This window comes from Shinella zoogloeoides, from assembly GCF_022682305.1.
GTDB classification, from domain to species: Bacteria; Pseudomonadota; Alphaproteobacteria; order Rhizobiales; family Rhizobiaceae; genus Shinella; species Shinella zoogloeoides_B.
Window position 1 is genome coordinate 4,167,794 of the sequence record NZ_CP093528.1, and the last position, 14,880, is coordinate 4,182,673.

The 14,880-nt window shown below is 66.9% G+C and carries 15 protein-coding genes; 9 read left to right on the top strand and 6 right to left on the bottom strand.

What is annotated here, in order from left to right:
- Positions 1-150: 150 nt before the first annotated feature.
- On the top strand, positions 151-1,302 hold the full coding sequence (locus tag MOE34_RS20605; protein ID WP_242224164.1) for an HPP family protein: 1,152 nt from the start codon (positions 151-153) through the stop codon (positions 1,300-1,302).
- A gap of 91 nt (positions 1,303-1,393) precedes the next feature.
- Positions 1,394-2,746, top strand: a complete 1,353-nt coding sequence (gene gdhA / locus MOE34_RS20610) for an NADP-specific glutamate dehydrogenase (protein ID WP_242219371.1) — start codon at positions 1,394-1,396, stop codon at positions 2,744-2,746.
- Positions 2,747-2,761: 15 nt separating this feature from the next.
- Here the strand turns inward: gdhA and MOE34_RS20615 are convergent, their stop codons facing one another.
- Both MOE34_RS20615 and rnk read right to left on the bottom strand, forming a co-directional pair.
- Positions 2,762-3,274: a hypothetical protein gene (locus MOE34_RS20615; protein ID WP_242219372.1), complete on the bottom strand. Its 513-nt coding sequence runs from the start codon at positions 3,272-3,274 to the stop codon at positions 2,762-2,764.
- Between the two features lie 157 nt (positions 3,275-3,431).
- Complete coding sequence (gene rnk / locus MOE34_RS20620; RefSeq protein WP_160787257.1) at positions 3,432-3,857, bottom strand: nucleoside diphosphate kinase regulator; 426 nt, start codon at positions 3,855-3,857, stop codon at positions 3,432-3,434.
- A 360-nt stretch (positions 3,858-4,217) separates the two neighbouring features.
- Here rnk and MOE34_RS20625 point away from each other — a divergent pair, with 360 nt between their 5' ends.
- The 4 genes from MOE34_RS20625 to MOE34_RS20640 all read left to right on the top strand — a co-directional run bounded on the left by MOE34_RS20625 (position 4,218) and on the right by MOE34_RS20640 (position 7,150).
- The gene (locus tag MOE34_RS20625) at positions 4,218-4,820 is read left to right on the top strand and encodes a carbonic anhydrase (protein ID WP_242219374.1); all 603 of its coding nucleotides are present in this window, start codon (positions 4,218-4,220) and stop codon (positions 4,818-4,820) included.
- Between the two features lie 3 nt (positions 4,821-4,823).
- The gene (locus MOE34_RS20630) at positions 4,824-5,171 is read left to right on the top strand and encodes a DUF488 domain-containing protein (protein ID WP_242219375.1); all 348 of its coding nucleotides are present in this window, start codon (positions 4,824-4,826) and stop codon (positions 5,169-5,171) included.
- Between the two features lie 99 nt (positions 5,172-5,270).
- Complete coding sequence (metB, locus tag MOE34_RS20635) at positions 5,271-6,437, top strand: cystathionine gamma-synthase (protein WP_242219376.1); 1,167 nt, start codon at positions 5,271-5,273, stop codon at positions 6,435-6,437.
- Between the two features lie 20 nt (positions 6,438-6,457).
- Complete coding sequence (locus MOE34_RS20640) at positions 6,458-7,150, top strand: 5-formyltetrahydrofolate cyclo-ligase (protein WP_242219378.1); 693 nt, start codon at positions 6,458-6,460, stop codon at positions 7,148-7,150.
- Here the strand turns inward: MOE34_RS20640 and MOE34_RS20645 are convergent.
- The 3 genes from MOE34_RS20645 to MOE34_RS20655 form a co-directional block, all read right to left on the bottom strand.
- Positions 7,114-8,388, bottom strand: a complete 1,275-nt coding sequence (locus tag MOE34_RS20645; protein WP_242219380.1) for a CynX/NimT family MFS transporter — start codon at positions 8,386-8,388, stop codon at positions 7,114-7,116. The genes MOE34_RS20640 and MOE34_RS20645 overlap by 37 nt on opposite strands.
- Positions 8,385-9,062 (bottom strand): FadR/GntR family transcriptional regulator, encoded by a 678-nt coding sequence (locus tag MOE34_RS20650; protein ID WP_242219381.1) that lies wholly within the window; start codon positions 9,060-9,062, stop codon positions 8,385-8,387. Before MOE34_RS20650 ends, MOE34_RS20645 begins: the two co-directional genes overlap by 4 nt.
- 108 nt (positions 9,063-9,170) lie before the next feature.
- Positions 9,171-10,202 (bottom strand): trans-3-hydroxy-L-proline dehydratase, encoded by a 1,032-nt coding sequence (locus MOE34_RS20655; protein ID WP_242219382.1) that lies wholly within the window; start codon positions 10,200-10,202, stop codon positions 9,171-9,173.
- 189 nt (positions 10,203-10,391) lie between these two features.
- On the opposite strand from MOE34_RS20655, the gene MOE34_RS20660 reads away from it, so the two are divergent.
- The 3 genes from MOE34_RS20660 (at position 10,392) to MOE34_RS20670 (ending at position 12,982) form a co-directional block, all read left to right on the top strand.
- Positions 10,392-11,057: a GntR family transcriptional regulator gene (locus MOE34_RS20660; protein ID WP_242224166.1), complete on the top strand. Its 666-nt coding sequence runs from the start codon at positions 10,392-10,394 to the stop codon at positions 11,055-11,057.
- 135 nt (positions 11,058-11,192) lie between these two features.
- Complete coding sequence (locus MOE34_RS20665) at positions 11,193-11,897, top strand: GntR family transcriptional regulator (RefSeq protein ID WP_242219385.1); 705 nt, start codon at positions 11,193-11,195, stop codon at positions 11,895-11,897.
- 122 nt (positions 11,898-12,019) lie between these two features.
- Positions 12,020-12,982: a dihydrodipicolinate synthase family protein gene (locus tag MOE34_RS20670; protein ID WP_242219399.1), complete on the top strand. Its 963-nt coding sequence runs from the start codon at positions 12,020-12,022 to the stop codon at positions 12,980-12,982.
- Between the two features lie 730 nt (positions 12,983-13,712).
- On the opposite strand, the gene MOE34_RS20675 is transcribed toward MOE34_RS20670, so the two are convergent.
- Positions 13,713-14,750, bottom strand: coding sequence for an Ldh family oxidoreductase (locus MOE34_RS20675; RefSeq protein WP_242219401.1), 1,038 nt, complete (start codon positions 14,748-14,750; stop codon positions 13,713-13,715).
- Between the last annotated feature and the right edge of the window lie 130 nt (positions 14,751-14,880).

A 14,880-nucleotide genomic window follows, 5' to 3' on the forward strand; every position in this document is an offset into this window, starting at 1 on the left:
AAGCCCGGCTTAGCCGGGCTTTTTTGTTGCCTGCGACACCCCGCTTTTCTTCCGGTCCCGGCGAAACAGAATCTTCCTCGCGCACCCTTGCGTCCATGGCGCGATAGGCACATAAGCCTAGAAAATAATCATTTGCCTTTTGTCATCAGGATTATCGTGGCCCCACCTCAACACGATGCCCGAAAAGCGGGCATTCTGTCCAAATTCCGGCTGTTCACACCTATTCTGGCCGGCGCCACGCTCAAGGAACGCCTCATCGGCTGCCTCGGGGCCTTGATCGGCATTTGCCTCACCGGCCTCGTCTGCGGCTTCTTCATGGGCAACGACGTCCATCTGCCGCTCATCGTCGCGCCCATCGGCGCATCGGCCGTGCTGCTCTTTGCGGTCCCCGCCAGTCCGCTGGCCCAGCCCTGGTCGATCGTCGGCGGCAACACCATTTCGGCGTTTGTCGGCGTTACGGTGCTGACGCTCGTCAAGGATCCGGCAATCGCCATCGGCCTTGCCGTGGCGCTCGCGATCCTCGCCATGTCGCTTACCCGCTCGCTGCATCCGCCGGGCGGCGCGGCCGCGCTCACGGCGGTCATCGGCGGGGCGGCGGTCACGCGGGCCGGCTTCTGGTTCCCGCTCATGCCGGTCGCCGTCAATTCGATGATCCTCGTCGCCCTCGGCATCGTGTTCCACCGCCTGTCCGGCCGGCAATATCCGCATCGGCAGGCGGTCGCGCCGGTCAATACGCACAAGACGGCCGATCCGCCCGCCGCCTTCCGCGTCGGCTTCAATACCGAGGATATCGACGCCGCCGTCGCCAGCCTCAACGAGACGTTGGACATCAGCCGCGCCGACCTCGACGCCCTGCTGCGGCAGGTCGAGTTGCAGGCGCTGCTGCGCGAGCGCGGCGAACTGACCTGCGCCGATATCATGTCGCGCGACGTGGTGACGGTGCAGGCGGATGCGACGGCGGATGTGGCGCGCGCGCAGCTTCTCGACCACGACATCCGCACGCTGCCGGTGCTCGACGGCGAGGGGCGGCTTGTCGGCACCGTGGGTCTGCGCGAGCTGGCCGCCATGGCGCCGGCTGCGCATCTGCCGATCTCCCAGGCGGCGACCGCAAGCCCCTCCGACCCGGCGATCGGCCTCATCCCGCGCCTGACGGACGGCTCGATTCATGCCGTGGTGGTGATCGACGAGGCGCGCCGCGCCATCGGCGTCATCTCCCAGACCGATCTTCTGGCGACGCTGGCGAAAAGCCTCTCCCAGACCGGCCGGACCGTCCTGATGGGCGGCCACGGGCAGGGGATCTGACCATGGCCGGACGATGTCACCCCGCCGCCCGGCGACAAGCCGGCGGCCCCATCCGAAGAATGTGAGACCGAGAGACGAAAGGAGTGTCGTCATGGCGACCGTCGACGAGAAGCTTGAACCCATCCTTGCCCAGGTGCTGCAGCGCAACCCGGCGGAACCGGAATTCCACCAGGCGGTGCGCGAAGTGCTGGAAAGCCTCGGCCAGGTCGTCTCCAAACACCCCGGCTATCTGACGGACGCGCTGATCGAGCGCATCTGCGAGCCGGAACGCCAGATCATCTTCCGCGTGCCGTGGGTCGACGACAAGGGGCAGGTCCAGATCAACCGCGGCTTCCGCGTTCAGTTCAATTCGGCGCTCGGCCCCTACAAGGGCGGCCTGCGCTTCCACCCCTCGGTCAATCTCGGCATCATCAAGTTCCTCGGCTTCGAGCAGATCTTCAAGAACGCGTTGACGGGCCTGCCGATCGGCGGCGGCAAGGGCGGCTCGGACTTCGACCCCAAGGGCAAGTCCGACCTGGAGATCATGCGCTTCTGCCAGTCCTTCATGACCGAGCTGCACCGCCATCTCGGCGAGCATACCGACGTGCCGGCCGGCGATATCGGCGTCAGCGGCCGCGAGATCGGCTGGATGTTCGGCCAGTACAAGCGCCTGACCAATCGCTTCGAAGCCGGCGTCTTCACCGGCAAGGGCCTCAGCTACGGTGGCTCGCTGGTGCGCAAGGAGGCGACCGGCTACGGCGCGGTCTACTTCACCCAGGCCATGCTCTCCACCAAGGGCACGGACTTCTCCGGCAAGCGCGTCACGGTCTCGGGCTCGGGCAATGTCGCGATCTACGCCATGGAACAGGCGATTGCCTACGGCGCCAAGGTCGTCGCCTGCTCGGACAGCAGCGGCTACATCGTCGACGACGCGGGTATCGATCTCGATCTCGTCAAGGAGATCAAGGAAGTGCGCCGCGAGCGCATGTCGGAATATGCCAAGGCGAAGGCCGGTTCGCATTTCATCGCGACCGGCAAGGGTTCCATCTGGGATGTGCCCTGCGAGGTCGCGCTGCCTTGCGCCACGCAGAACGAGCTGTCCGGCAAGGATGCCCGCACGCTGATCAAGAACGGCGTCATCGCCGTCGCCGAGGGCGCCAACATGCCCTCGACGCCGGAAGCCGTACGCGCCTTCCAGGATTCGGGCGTGCTCTTCGGCCCCGGCAAGGCGGCCAATGCCGGCGGCGTCGCCACCTCGGCGCTGGAAATGCAGCAGAACGCCAGCCGCGATAGCTGGAGCTTCGGGACGGCTCGCGACCGCCTCGGCCAGATCATGGCGGGCATCCACAACCGTTGCGCCGAGACGGCCGAGGAATATGGCGCCAAGGGCAACTACGTGCTCGGCGCCAACATCGCCGGCTTCACCCGCGTGGCGGAAGCCATGCGCGCACAGGGCGTGATCTGACCGCACCCCGCCTTCTCAGGCGGCAGACGGCCCCGGACCCGGTCCGGGGCCGTTTTCGTTGGCGGCCGGGATGGCGCGTCCGGCAAGGCCGCCCGCGATCAGCCGGAAGGTTGGCTGGGTCGCCGGTGCTCCGGGGGCCGCCGGCCGGTACAGCACCTTTTCCAGCCGTACCCAGTCGTGCCGTCCCTCCGGCCTGTCGAAGTGGAGCGCCTCGCCTTCCCGCAGACCCAGAAGGGCAAGTCCGTAGAAGGTGGTGATCGGCAGGAAGGCCCCGCCCGGCACATGGTCGCGGGGAAGGCAGAGGGTGCGGCTGTCGGTCAGCCCGCTGGCGCAGCGGAAGGCGACGCGCGCGTCGATTACCGCAAGGCCGGCCGGTACCGGGGCGTCCATGGGCAGGCGGTCCGCCGAAAGCTTGCGCTTCAGCAGCGCCAGCCATTCCTCCGCCAGCGGTTGCCAGTCGCGCAGCATCCTGTCCAGCACGTAGCCGTCTCTCGTCGTGAGTATTCCGGGATCCCGTCCCATCGTCATTCTCCATCCTGCCCGCCCTTTGCGGCGGGGCATCAAGGTCCGTGGTGGAGAAGCCCCCTGGCCGCGCATGCGGCGCAGGGGGTCACGATCCTGCGACGAGGCAACCTCCGATGCGCCCGGTCTGGGAGAAGGACAGGAATTTCATGGGTGCGGAGCCTTACGAGGCGCGGGCCGTGTCCGGCGCGCCTGCATGGACGGCGATGACCTGGAGACGGCGCACGCGCCCGTCCCGCGCGGCCCATTCGATGGACTGGCCGGCGGAAAGGCCGAGCAGCGCCGCGCCCACCGGCGTCAGCACGGAGATGCGCTGGCGGGAGATGTCGGCGTCCTTGGGGAAGACCAGCTCGGCGGTCTGCGGCGCTTCCTCGTCGATCTGGAATTCGGCGGTGGAGCCGATGCGCATCACGCCCGGGGCCATGCGTGCGTCGTCCACCACCTTCGCGCGGTCGAGTTCTGCGGCAAGCTGCTCGGCGGCATGCGGATCGCGCTCGGCCAGCATGTCGGCGAGGTTGGACAGGCGCGCGTGCTCGGAGCGGGCGATGGTGATGGCGGGCCGGCGGCCCTTGGTCTTGGTGGCGGTCATGAGAACCTCGCGCGGGTTCACGCGGCCCTGCGGGCGCGTGGAAAGTCGGAAAACTGGGGAATGATGTCGCGCAATCCTGACGCGGTTACCGAAAAATGACGGAACCGCTATCGCCCCACGGCCGGGGCGCGACGCGACCAAGCCGAGGGGCTAGTGTCCTGCGAGAGGAAACAGCCGTTTCAGGAATCGGGCAAGGTCGTGCGTCGTCATCATGCTCTTATGATGGGGTGAGGGCACAGGTAAAGTCAAGGGTGGCGGGCGGCAGCGCGGCCGAACGCCGCCCCTGCGACGCCCTGTCGGTTTGACAGAAGGCAACTATGGGCGGATAGCTCGCTGATCCCGAACGAGTGAGGCCCTGCGATGATCGACGATCTTTTTGCCAGGAACAAGGTGTGGTCCGCCGAGCGCAAGGCGGAGAAGGCGGACTATTTCGAGCGCCTTTCGACGCTTCAGCAGCCGGAGTACCTGTGGATCGGCTGTTCCGACAGCCGCGTGCCGGCCAATGTGATCGCAGGACTGGAACCGGGCGAGGTCTTCGTCCACCGCAACGTCGCAAATCTCATCCATCCCGCCGACCTCAACATGCTGTCGGTGGTCGAATATGCCGTGCATCAGCTCGGCGTGAAGCACATTATCATCTGCGGCCACTATGGCTGCGGCGGCATCCGCGCCGCGGTCAGCGGCGAGCGTTTCGGGCTGATCGACCATTGGCTCCAGCCCGTGCGCGATGTGGCGGACCGGCGTTTCGAATGCCGGGAATGCGGCTCCTGGAGCGATGCGGATCTCGACCGGCTCTGCGAGGCCTCCGTCGCCGCGCAGGTCGAGCGCCTCGCCCGCACGCCGACCCTCACGGCGGCCTGGCAGGCGGGCCGCGACGTATCGATCCACGGCTGGGTCTACGGCTTGCAGGACGGCCTGCTTTCTGATCTCAAATGCACGGTGCGCGGCAACCGGGGAGGCTAGCCCATGTCCGTCAGGATCAAGCGCGTCTATGACGAACCGGCGGCGGACGACGGCGAGCGCATCCTCGTCGACCGGCTCTGGCCGCGCGGCATCTCGAAGGAGAAGGCGGCGTTCGACGAATGGATGAAGGAGGTCGCCCCGACCTCCGAGCTGCGCAAGTGGTTCGACCACCGGCCGGAACGCTGGGACGAATTCAGGCAGCGCTATCGCGCCGAGTTGCAGGGTAATCCCGCGGTGGAGGCGCTTCGCGCGCATGTTGCGGCAGGGAGGGTGACGTTGCTCTACGGCTCGCGCAACCGCGAGTTCAACCATGCCGCCGTGCTTGCCGATTTCCTGGCGGAAAAGGCCTGAGGCCTTTCGGTTGCAAGCCATCCGGCGGCGGTAGAATTCATTTGTCAGGGGGAACCGTCCCCGTTAATTTTCATCTGACCGACATGAGGAGTGGCATCGATGACCGAGCGAACGGCGATTGAAGTTCAACCGGAAACCGTTGCCGCGGCGCATGGCGTGGCGAGCGATACCGCCTTCGGCGCGATCGCGCCACCGCTCTATCTGTCCAGCACCTATCAGTTCGCCGATTTCGATACGCCGCGCGCCTATGATTACGGCCGCGTCGGCAACCCGACGCGCGACCTGCTGGCCGAGGCGATCACCAAGCTGGAGGGCGGGGCCGGCGCGGTGCTGACGCCGAGCGGCATGGCGGCGGTGGATATTCTCCTGACCCGGCTGCCCGTCGGCAGCCTCGTGCTCGCGCCGCACGATTGCTACGGCGGCACGATGCGGCTCCTGAAGGCGCGCGCCGGGCTGGGTCAACTCCGGCTCGCGCTGGTCGATCAGTCGGACCACGCGGCGTTTACGGCGGAGCTTTCCGGCAAGCCGGCGCTGGTGCTGATCGAGACGCCGAGCAATCCGCTGATGCGCGTCGTGGACATCGCCGCCCTTTCCGCCCTCGCGCGGGCGGCCGGGGCGCGCGTCGTCGTCGACAATACCTTCCTGTCGCCGGCCCTGCAGAAGCCGTTGTCGCTCGGTGCCGACTATGTGCTGCATTCGACGACGAAATTCCTGAACGGCCATTCGGACGTCATCGCCGGGGCGGTGATCGCCGCCGACGGGGGCGAGGCCCGCGCGCTGCGCCACTGGGCGAATGTGACGGGGGCCATCGCCGCGCCCTTCGATTCCTGGCTGACGCTGCGGGGCCTTAGAACCCTCTTCGCCCGCATGGCGGGACAGGAGAAGAATGCGATGGCGATTGCCGAACGGCTCGTCGGCCATCCCGCTGTCGCCCGCGTGCACTATCCCGGCCTTGCCGATCATCCGGACCATGCGCTCGCCCGGCGCCAGCAGCAGGGTTTCGGCGCCATGATGAGCTTCGAGCTTGCCGGCGGCGTGGAGGCGGTGCAGCGCTTCGTGCGGGCGGTCAAGGTCATCACGCTCGCCGAATCGCTTGGCGGGGTTGAAAGCCTCGTAGCCCATCCGGCGACGATGACGCATGTCGACATGGGACCGGAAGCGCGTGCCCGCGCCGGCATCAGCGACGGTCTGCTTCGGCTTTCCGTCGGGCTGGAGCATGTCGACGATCTTCTGGCCGGGCTGGAAGCCGGCCTTTCGGCCTGCTGAAGCCGATCGGGGAGGGTGCGATGGCCGAGGACGACACGAACGATTTCGCCTCTCCCGCCTGTTTCCTGCACGAGATCGACCCGGCCTATTCCGGCCTCGCCGCGCCGCTTGCCTGGACGGATGTCAACCGCTGGCGCAAGGCCGAGCGGGAGCGGCTGATCGCGGAGCGCCTCGCCGTGCCGGCGCAGGTGCGGGCCGGCTGGGGCGAGGCCATCGCGGCGGGCGTGCTCGCGGAAATCGGCGATGTTTCGGGCCGTATCGTCAGCGCCTACTGGCCGTTTCGCGGTGAGCCGGATTTCCGCCCCTTCATGGAAGAGGTCGCCGCGCGGGGCGGGCGGACCGCCCTGCCGGTCGTGGTCGAGAAGGGGCGGCCGCTGGAATTCCATCTCTGGCAGACGGGTGACGCGCTGTCGCGCGGGGTCTGGAACATCCCCATCCCCGCGCAGCGGCATCCATGCGTGCCCGATGTCGTCATTTCGCCGGTCGTCGGCTACGATCCGGCCTGTTACCGGCTCGGCTATGGCGGCGGGTTCTTCGACCGCACGCTTGCCGCCCTGCCGGCACGGCCGCGCGTCATAGGTATCGGCTACAGCTCGGCGAGGCTCGCCACGATCCATCCGCAGCCGCACGATATCCCGATGGACCTGATCGTCACGCAAACCGGCACCGTCCGCCCTCAGGCGGACGTTTCCACGGTGCGCGCGTTGACGTAGAGCGCCTTTCCGGCGAACCAGCCGTTGATGGCGGCCCCGAGGCCAAGCAGAACGATCAGCACGGCGCTCCACGCAAAACTCCCCGTCCAGCCACGAATGAGGCCGACGACCAGCGGGCCGATGGCGGCGAGCAGGTAGCCGACGCATTGCGCCATGCCGGAAAGATGCGCCGCCATATGCGGATCACGCGTGCGCAGCACGATGACGGTCATCGCCACCGCGATCAGCCCGCCCTGGCCGATGCCCTGCAGCACGGCCCAGAACCATACGGTCGAAAGGGGAGCGAAGAGCAGGCCGAGAAGGGCGACGACGGCGAAGCCGCAGAGCGTGACGTTGATCAGCCGCTGGTCCTTGCCGCGCACGGCAAGATGCGGCGCGACGAGGCAGGAGGCCGCCTGCACCATGACCGAGACGGAGACGATGGCGCCCGCCGTCACGCCGTCCAGTCCGCGTTCGCGCAGGATCGGCACCAGCCAGCCGAAGACGCAATAGGCGAGCGCCGACTGCAGGCCCATGAAGAGCGTGACGTGCCAGGCGAGCCGGTCGCGCCAGAGACCTTCCACGCGGAAGCCGGCGCGCTTGGGCTGCGAGCGGGTGGCGAGGACCTGCGGCAGCCAGAGCAGGCCGACGAGAAGGGCGGGCAGCGCCCAGATCGCCAGCGCTCCATCGAGCGAGCCGCCCAGCGCATGTTCGACCGGCAGCGTCAGCCCGGCGGCGCTGGCCGCGCCGGCGCAGAGCGCCATGGTGTAGAAGCCGGTCATCATCGCGGCCTTGTCCGGGAAGTCGCGCTTGACGAGGCCGGGCAGCAGCACGTTGCCGACCGCGATGCTGCCGCCGGCCAGCGCCGTGCCGAGGAAGAGCAGCGGAATGGAGGAGAGACCGCGAAGCGCCGTGCCGAGCGCCAGCAGGAAGACGACGGCGAGCAGCGTGCGCTCGGTGCCGATGCGCTGGGCAAGGCGCGGCGCGAGTGGCGAGAACAGGCCGAGGCAGACGACGGGAAGCGTGGTCAGCAGGCTCGCTCCGGTGGGCGACAGGCCGAGCACGTCGCGGATTTCCGGCAGCAGCGCGGAGGCGCTGGAAAAGACGGGGCGCAGGTTGAAGGCGATAAGCACGAGGCTGGCGCCGAGCAGGAAGCGCGCAAGGCCCTTCGGCCGGTGTGGCTCGGGCGCGGGCACGCTGTCGGCCTCGGCGTCGATCAGGTCGATGGAGCCGGGGTCGTTGGAAAGGGCATGGGTCATGAAAGAAGCAATCGGTCGAGAGTGGAAAGGACGGGAGCCATGAATCGGCGTACGGCGGCATCCGCCGTGTCGGGATCGCCGCTTTCGATGGCGTCGACGATGGCGGCGTGGGCCGCCATGTCGGGTTCGGGCAGGTCTTCCCTCAGGCTCGCCTCGATGGTTTCGGCGATCAGCGCGGAGAAGAAATCGTACATGCCGATGAGCACGGCATTCTGCGAGGCGGCGATCACGGCCTGATGAAAGGCGAAATCGCGGGCGATGAAGGCTGCCTTGTCGCCGCCCTCGTAGTTGCCGCGCTCGGCAAGGAGCGTGCGCAGGCCAGCGATCACGGCCGGCGTCCGGCGCAATGCCGCAAGGCGCGCCGCCTCCGCATCGAGCGCAAGGCGGGCCTCGAACTGGTCGCGCAGCCCGGCGCGGCGAGCCATGGTGAGGGGACGTGTGGTGTCGGCCGTGGACAGCACATAGGTGCCGGACCCCTGCCGCGTTTCGAGGATGCCCTGCGAGACGAGGACGCGCACCGCCTCGCGCACGGTGCCGCGGCTGACGGACAGCATGGTCGAAAGCGTCGCCTCGTTCGGCAGCTTTTCGCCGATCGTCCAGCGGCGGGCGAGGATTTCGGCGCGGATCGCCTCGGCTGCGGTGTCCGCGAGATTGGTCTTGCTGAGGGAGTGCATGGATAATCACCAAGTCATCAGATGACTTGGTGATTATCGCACCCTTGCGGGAAGGTCAAAGTCTTTTCCGTCGCCCGGCGGCGTTTGTGCGCCGCCGGGATGTGCCCGTTACTGCTTGCGCGGCCACGTGTCGGCAAGGCGGTAGCCGGCCGGCCACGGATCGGCGGGGTCGAGCATGACCTGGCTGGTGCCGGTGATCCAGGCACGGCCGGAGATTTCCGGAATGATGGCCGGGCGGCCACCGACGGTGGTTTCGCCGACGATGCGGCAGTCGAAGCGCGAATCGATGATCGAATAGCCGGAGAAGGGCTGGCCGACCTTGATCCGGCCGCGGGCATGCAGCACCGCCATGCGCGCCGAGCAGCCGGTGCCGGTGGGCGAGCGGTCGAGCTTGGCCGGCTGGATGACGACCGTGTTGCGGCCATGCAGCGCGCCGTCGCGCTCCTCGACCGGCAGGGTGAGCTGGCAGAAGGAGATATGGCTCCACTCCGGATTTTCCGGATGGGTGAAGCCGAGCTGCTCGTTGGCCGCCTTGGTGATGCGGATGCCGGTCTCGGCCAGTTCCCGGGCCTCGTCCGGCGTCACGGAAAAGCCGAGTGCGCGGGCGTCGGCGAAGACGAAGCTGTCGCCGCCATAGGCGGTGTCGACGGTGAGCGTGCCGAGGCCCTCCACTTCAAGCTTGGCGTCCAGCTTGTCAGCGAAGGAGGGAACGTTGGTGACGGTGATGCGCTCGGCCTTGCCGTTGCGGCAGGCAGCCACGACATTGACGAGCCCGCCCGGCGCTTCCAGCACCATATGGGTTTCCGGCTCGACCATCGGCACGATGCCGCTGTCGAGCAGCACGGTGGAAACGCAGATCGAGTTGGAGCCGGACATCGGCGGCGTGTCTTCCGGCTCCATGATGATGAAGCCCATCGTGGCGCGCGGATCCTTCGGCGGAACCAGCAGGTTGATATGGCGGAAGACACCCCCGCGCGGCTCGTTCAGCACGAAGTTGCGCAGCGCCTGGTCCTCGGCGATGAACTTGCGCTGTTCCCACAGCGTCTTGCCGGGCGGCGGGGCGACGCCTCCGACGATGACGTCGCCCACCTCGCCCTCGGCGTGGCAGGAGACGATATGGATGACCTTGCTGCTGCGCATGGCGCTTCCTCCGGTTTCAGGTTGCGGGGCGGCGATGCGGACAGCCCGACCGACGCGATGGCCCTTTCATAGAAAGATTGGATCCAATATACAATTGGCTTTTTACGGGTGACACCGCCAGCGGCCGCATGTTGCCCCGCTGCGGAATTCCACCTATGACCATAACTCCATTGTCAGGGGTCGGACGTGATGAAATTTGCCGCCGTCGATGTCAGGCAGGCCGCCTCGGCGGCCGACATCGTCTATGAATCGCTGCGCAAGGCGATCATCGAGGGCGCACTTGCCGAGGGTGAGAGCCTTCGACAGGAAGAGATCGCGCAGATGTTCAACACCAGCCGCATCCCCGTGCGCGAGGCGCTGTCCCGGCTGGAGCAGCACGGCCTCATCACCACCCAGCGCTACAAGGGCGCTGTCGTCGCGGGCCTCTCCATCGAGGAGATCGAGGAGATCTTCGAGTTCCGCGCCCTGATCGAGGCCGAGGTGATGCGGCTTGCCGTGCCCAATCTCGACCGGGAGGTGCTGGACCGGGCGCGGCGCTATTGCGACGCCTTCGACCGGGAGATGGACCCGCATCGCTGGGGCGAGATCAACCGTAATTTCCATACGAGCCTCTATGAGGCCGCGCACCGTCCCTATTATCTGCAGAATGTGCGCTCCTCGCTCGACCGCATCGACCGCTATCTTCGCGCCCAGCTCACCTTCACCGACGGCGTGCCGCGCGCCGGCCGCGAGCACGAGGCGATCCTCGCCGCCTGCGAGAAGGGCGACGCTGACCTCGCCTCACAGCTGACCCGCGATCATGTGCTCGACGCGGGCAAGTCGCTGATGGCCTTCCTGCGGGAGCAGCGAGGCTGAAGCGCCGGTGGGGGCTCCGCCCCTCCGTTGCCGGCCCTGCCGGCCCCTTGACTCCGCTTTCATCAAAATGCCCTTTTAACCGATTGATAGCGCGGCCAGAGAATTGTATTTCTTTTGTCGACAAAAGGATTTTCCATGACGGCCACCGATTCCAGTTCCCTGCCCGAGCGCAAGCGCGGCTCCGGCGTCAAGATGGTCTACGACCTGCTGCGCGACGAGATTCTCGACCTGAAACTCGCACCGGGCAGCCCGATCGACGAGGTGCAGCTCGCCGAGCGGTTCAAGATGTCGCGCACGCCGATCCGCGAGGCCCTGGTGCGGCTGGCCGGCGAGGGGCTGATCGAGACCCTTCCGAACCGCTCGACCATGGTGTCGAACATCGACTTCCTGAACCTCCACACCTTCTTCGACGCGATGGTGCTGATGTACCGCGTGACGACGCGGCTTGCGGCGCAGAACCACCGGCCGGAAGACCTCGCCATCATCCGCGGCTTCCACGAGGACTATGCGGCGGCGCTGACGGGGCGGGATTCGCTGACGATGATCGCCACCAATGCCGCCTTCCACGCGGCCATCGCCGAGGCCGGCCGCAATCCCTATTTCACCGGCCTGTTCCGCCGGCTGCTCGACGAGGGGCGGCGTATCCTGCAGCTTTACTACCAGTCCTACGAGGAACAGTTCCCGCAGCGCTTCGTGGACGAGCATGCCGCGATCATCGCCGCCATCGAGGCGCGCGACATCGAGGAGGCGGACCGGCTCGGCAAGGCCCATGCCGAGGCCATCGTCGCGCAGGTGCAGAAGCTTTTCAGCCGGAACGACAGGCTCGACATCGCGCTTTGAGCTTCTGTATTTTTCTTGTCGACAAATAAAATACAAACTGCTATACCCATGATCGAGAGAGGGGGAGGGTTCGTGCATCGTGCCGGCCGCCTCGTCGCCAGAACCGCCCAAAGGAGATCGACATGAAGGCCAAGATTTTTTCCGGTGTCATTCCCGCCCTGATGACCCCCTGCAAGGACGACCGCACGCCGGACTTCGACCAGCTGGTCCGCAAGGGCAAGGAGCTTATCGCCAAGGGCATGTCCGCCGTCGTTTATTGCGGCTCCATGGGTGACTGGCCGCTGCTCACGGACGAGCAGCGCATGGAAGGCGTCGAGCGCCTCGTGAAGGCCGGTATCCCGGTCATCGTCGGCACCGGCGCCGTCAACACGGCTTCGGCCGTCGCCCATGCCGCCCACGCCCAGAAGGTCGGCGCGCAGGGCCTCATGGTAATCCCGCGCGTCCTGTCCCGCGGCTCCGTCGTCGCTGCCCAGAAGAACCACTTCAAGGCGATCCTGTCGGCTGCTCCGGACCTGCCGGCCGTCATCTACAACAGCCCCTACTATGGCTTCGCCACCCGCGCCGACCTGTTCTTCGCCCTGCGTCAGGACCACAAGAACCTCGTCGGCTTCAAGGAATTCGGCGGCGCCGCCGACATGCGCTATGCGGCCGAGAACATCACCAGCCGCGACGATGACGTCTCGCTGATGATCGGCGTCGACACCTGCGTCTTCACCGGCTTCGTCGATTGCGGCGCCGTCGGCGCGATCACCGGCATCGGCTGCGTGCTGCCGAAGGAAGTGCTGCACATGTGCGCCCTCGCACAGGCCGCCGCCGCCGGCGATCCGGACGCCCGCCAGCGCGCGCTGGAACTGGAATCGGCCCTCGCCGTGCTCTCGTCCTTCGACGAAGGCCCGGACCTCGTTCTCTACTTCAAGCACATGATGGTTCTGAAGGGCGACAAGGAATACACGCTGCACTTCAACGAGACCGATGCCCTCTCCGACAGCCAGCGCGGCTATGTCGAATCCCAGCTCAAGCTGTTCGACACCTGGTATGCCGAATGGAGCAAGCTGCCGGGCGCCGTGCAGAAGTACAAGGCCTGATCTTCAGGCCGCTTACGACGTATGCGAAAGGCCCTCCCGCAAGGAGGGCCTTTTCGTTTGTGGCCATGCGGCCTCGTTCACGCGGCGGAAGCCCGCCCGTGGCTTGTCAAAGAGCATCGGACGGGGCGCCGGCGGTGCCTCATCTGAAGTGTTTATACATGGCCCCTTCCGGCGCCCCGTTCGGCGGTTTTTGCCCGCGACTCCGGTCTCTCTGGGAGGGTGGCTATCCATGGGAACAGTAGCGTGCCCCTCTTTCGAGGCGGCCATGCACGCCCTCAGGCTTACGGCGCCGCAGCCATGGCTGCCGGTCGGCACCGTCTTCCACTGCTTCGGGTAAACCGGGCCTTTCGGCCCCGGACGTCACCCTGGCGCGACTCCACCCCTTTATGTGCCACACAGGCACGCCCGCCGAGTTTATCGGGTGAAACGGCAGGACCGGTCCGATGCCCGCCGCTTCCCCCGGATCGCCGGAGGGAGACCATTTTCCGCGGACCCGGTGCATGAGGTTTCGCGTCTACCCCTCAAGCCCCGCGCCGACCCCGCCTCGCCGCAACGCCTTGCGGTGTATCCGCGGCGGGATGAGGGATTGTAGGCACGGTTTGCGGGAGCGGGGAAAATTTGGGTGCGGTTTTTCGGGAAGCGAGGGGGTGCGGACGTGATGCATCCCCGGGGCGGACCCGGGGATGCTGGTCGTGAAAGCCGTTTCGCCGGCTAAGGAACGTTTTTGCGATCAGGCGATCGTGTCGAGGCCCTTGGCGAGCAGGCGGTCGAGCTGTTCCATTTCGGCGGCGGTCAGCGTGACGCCGTTCGCCTCGGAGGTCTTGCGGGCGACAAAGCGGCGCTGGGAGGGCAGGCGCGCGCCCTGGCCGACGATGGCTTCGAAGAGGGTTTCGGCGCGGGCGAAGGGATCGCCGGGGCGGCCCTTGGCAAAGGCTTCCGGGGACATCGCGATGATGAGTTCGCCGTGGAAGGGCGCGAGCGTCGTGGTGCCGAGATAGTCGAGCACTTCAGGGCTGGTCAGATCGCCGATCATGATGCCGGCGAGAAGCTCGATCATCGTGCCGATGGCCGAGCCCTTGTGCCCGCCGAAGGGCAGCATGGCGCCGGCGAGCGCGGCTTCCGGGTCGGTCGTCGGGTTGCCGTCTGCGTCGATCGCCCAGCCCTCGGGAAGCTGCTTGCCGGCGCGGCGGTGCAGTTCGATCTCGCCGCGGGCGGCGACGGAGGTGGCGAAGTCGAAGACATAGGGCGAGCCGTTCGGGCGCGGCCAGCCGAAGGCGAAGGGATTGGTGCCGAGCAGCGGCTTGTTGCCGCCCGTCGGCGCGACCGTCGCATAGCTCGGGCACATGACGAGGCCGGCAAGGCCTTCATTGGTCACGGCCTCGACTTCCGGCCAGAGGGCGGAGAAATGGGTGCAGTCGTTGATGACGAGCGCGGCGATGCCCAGCTTGCGGGCACGTTCGGCAAGGGCGGGAACGCCGAGCTCGAAGGCGGGATTGGCAAAGCCGCCCTTCGCATTGACCTTGACGATGGCCGAGCCCTCGTTGCTGTCGAGTTCCGGCACGGCGTCCGGCTTGACCTTGCCGGCCTTGACCGTGCGCAGCGCGCCCTCGATGCGGTAGATGCCGTGCGACTTGCAGGCATCCCGCTCGCCGGCGACGATGACGCGGGCAAGCGCGCCGGCCTGCACGCCGTTCAGGCCAGCCTTCAGGAAGATGGCTTCGACTCGCTCGTGAAGCGCGGCAATCGTCAACGTGGTGGTTTGCGTCATCTTTCGTCTCTTCAGGCTGGTGCCGACCCATGCAGGTTGGCGATTGAACATTTGCATACATAGAGTATACAAGATTTCGACAAGTGCAATTCGCCCTGCCGTTTCCTATATCCGGCGAGCATCATTCCGC

Coding starts and splice junctions, on each gene's coding strand:
- gdhA (WP_242219371.1), top strand. CDS start 1,394: ATGGCGACCGTCGACGAGAAGCTTGAACCCATCCTTGCCCAGGTGCTG.
- MOE34_RS20615 (WP_242219372.1), bottom strand. CDS start 3,274: ATGACGATGGGACGGGATCCCGGAATACTCACGACGAGAGACGGCTAC.
- rnk (WP_160787257.1), bottom strand. CDS start 3,857: ATGACCGCCACCAAGACCAAGGGCCGCCGGCCCGCCATCACCATCGCC.
- MOE34_RS20625 (WP_242219374.1), top strand. CDS start 4,218: ATGATCGACGATCTTTTTGCCAGGAACAAGGTGTGGTCCGCCGAGCGC.
- MOE34_RS20630 (WP_242219375.1), top strand. CDS start 4,824: ATGTCCGTCAGGATCAAGCGCGTCTATGACGAACCGGCGGCGGACGAC.
- metB (WP_242219376.1), top strand. CDS start 5,271: ATGACCGAGCGAACGGCGATTGAAGTTCAACCGGAAACCGTTGCCGCG.
- MOE34_RS20640 (WP_242219378.1), top strand. CDS start 6,458: ATGGCCGAGGACGACACGAACGATTTCGCCTCTCCCGCCTGTTTCCTG.
- MOE34_RS20645 (WP_242219380.1), bottom strand. CDS start 8,388: ATGACCCATGCCCTTTCCAACGACCCCGGCTCCATCGACCTGATCGAC.
- MOE34_RS20650 (WP_242219381.1), bottom strand. CDS start 9,062: ATGCACTCCCTCAGCAAGACCAATCTCGCGGACACCGCAGCCGAGGCG.
- MOE34_RS20655 (WP_242219382.1), bottom strand. CDS start 10,202: ATGCGCAGCAGCAAGGTCATCCATATCGTCTCCTGCCACGCCGAGGGC.
- MOE34_RS20660 (WP_242224166.1), top strand. CDS start 10,392: ATGAAATTTGCCGCCGTCGATGTCAGGCAGGCCGCCTCGGCGGCCGAC.
- MOE34_RS20665 (WP_242219385.1), top strand. CDS start 11,193: ATGACGGCCACCGATTCCAGTTCCCTGCCCGAGCGCAAGCGCGGCTCC.
- MOE34_RS20670 (WP_242219399.1), top strand. CDS start 12,020: ATGAAGGCCAAGATTTTTTCCGGTGTCATTCCCGCCCTGATGACCCCC.
- MOE34_RS20675 (WP_242219401.1), bottom strand. CDS start 14,750: ATGACGCAAACCACCACGTTGACGATTGCCGCGCTTCACGAGCGAGTC.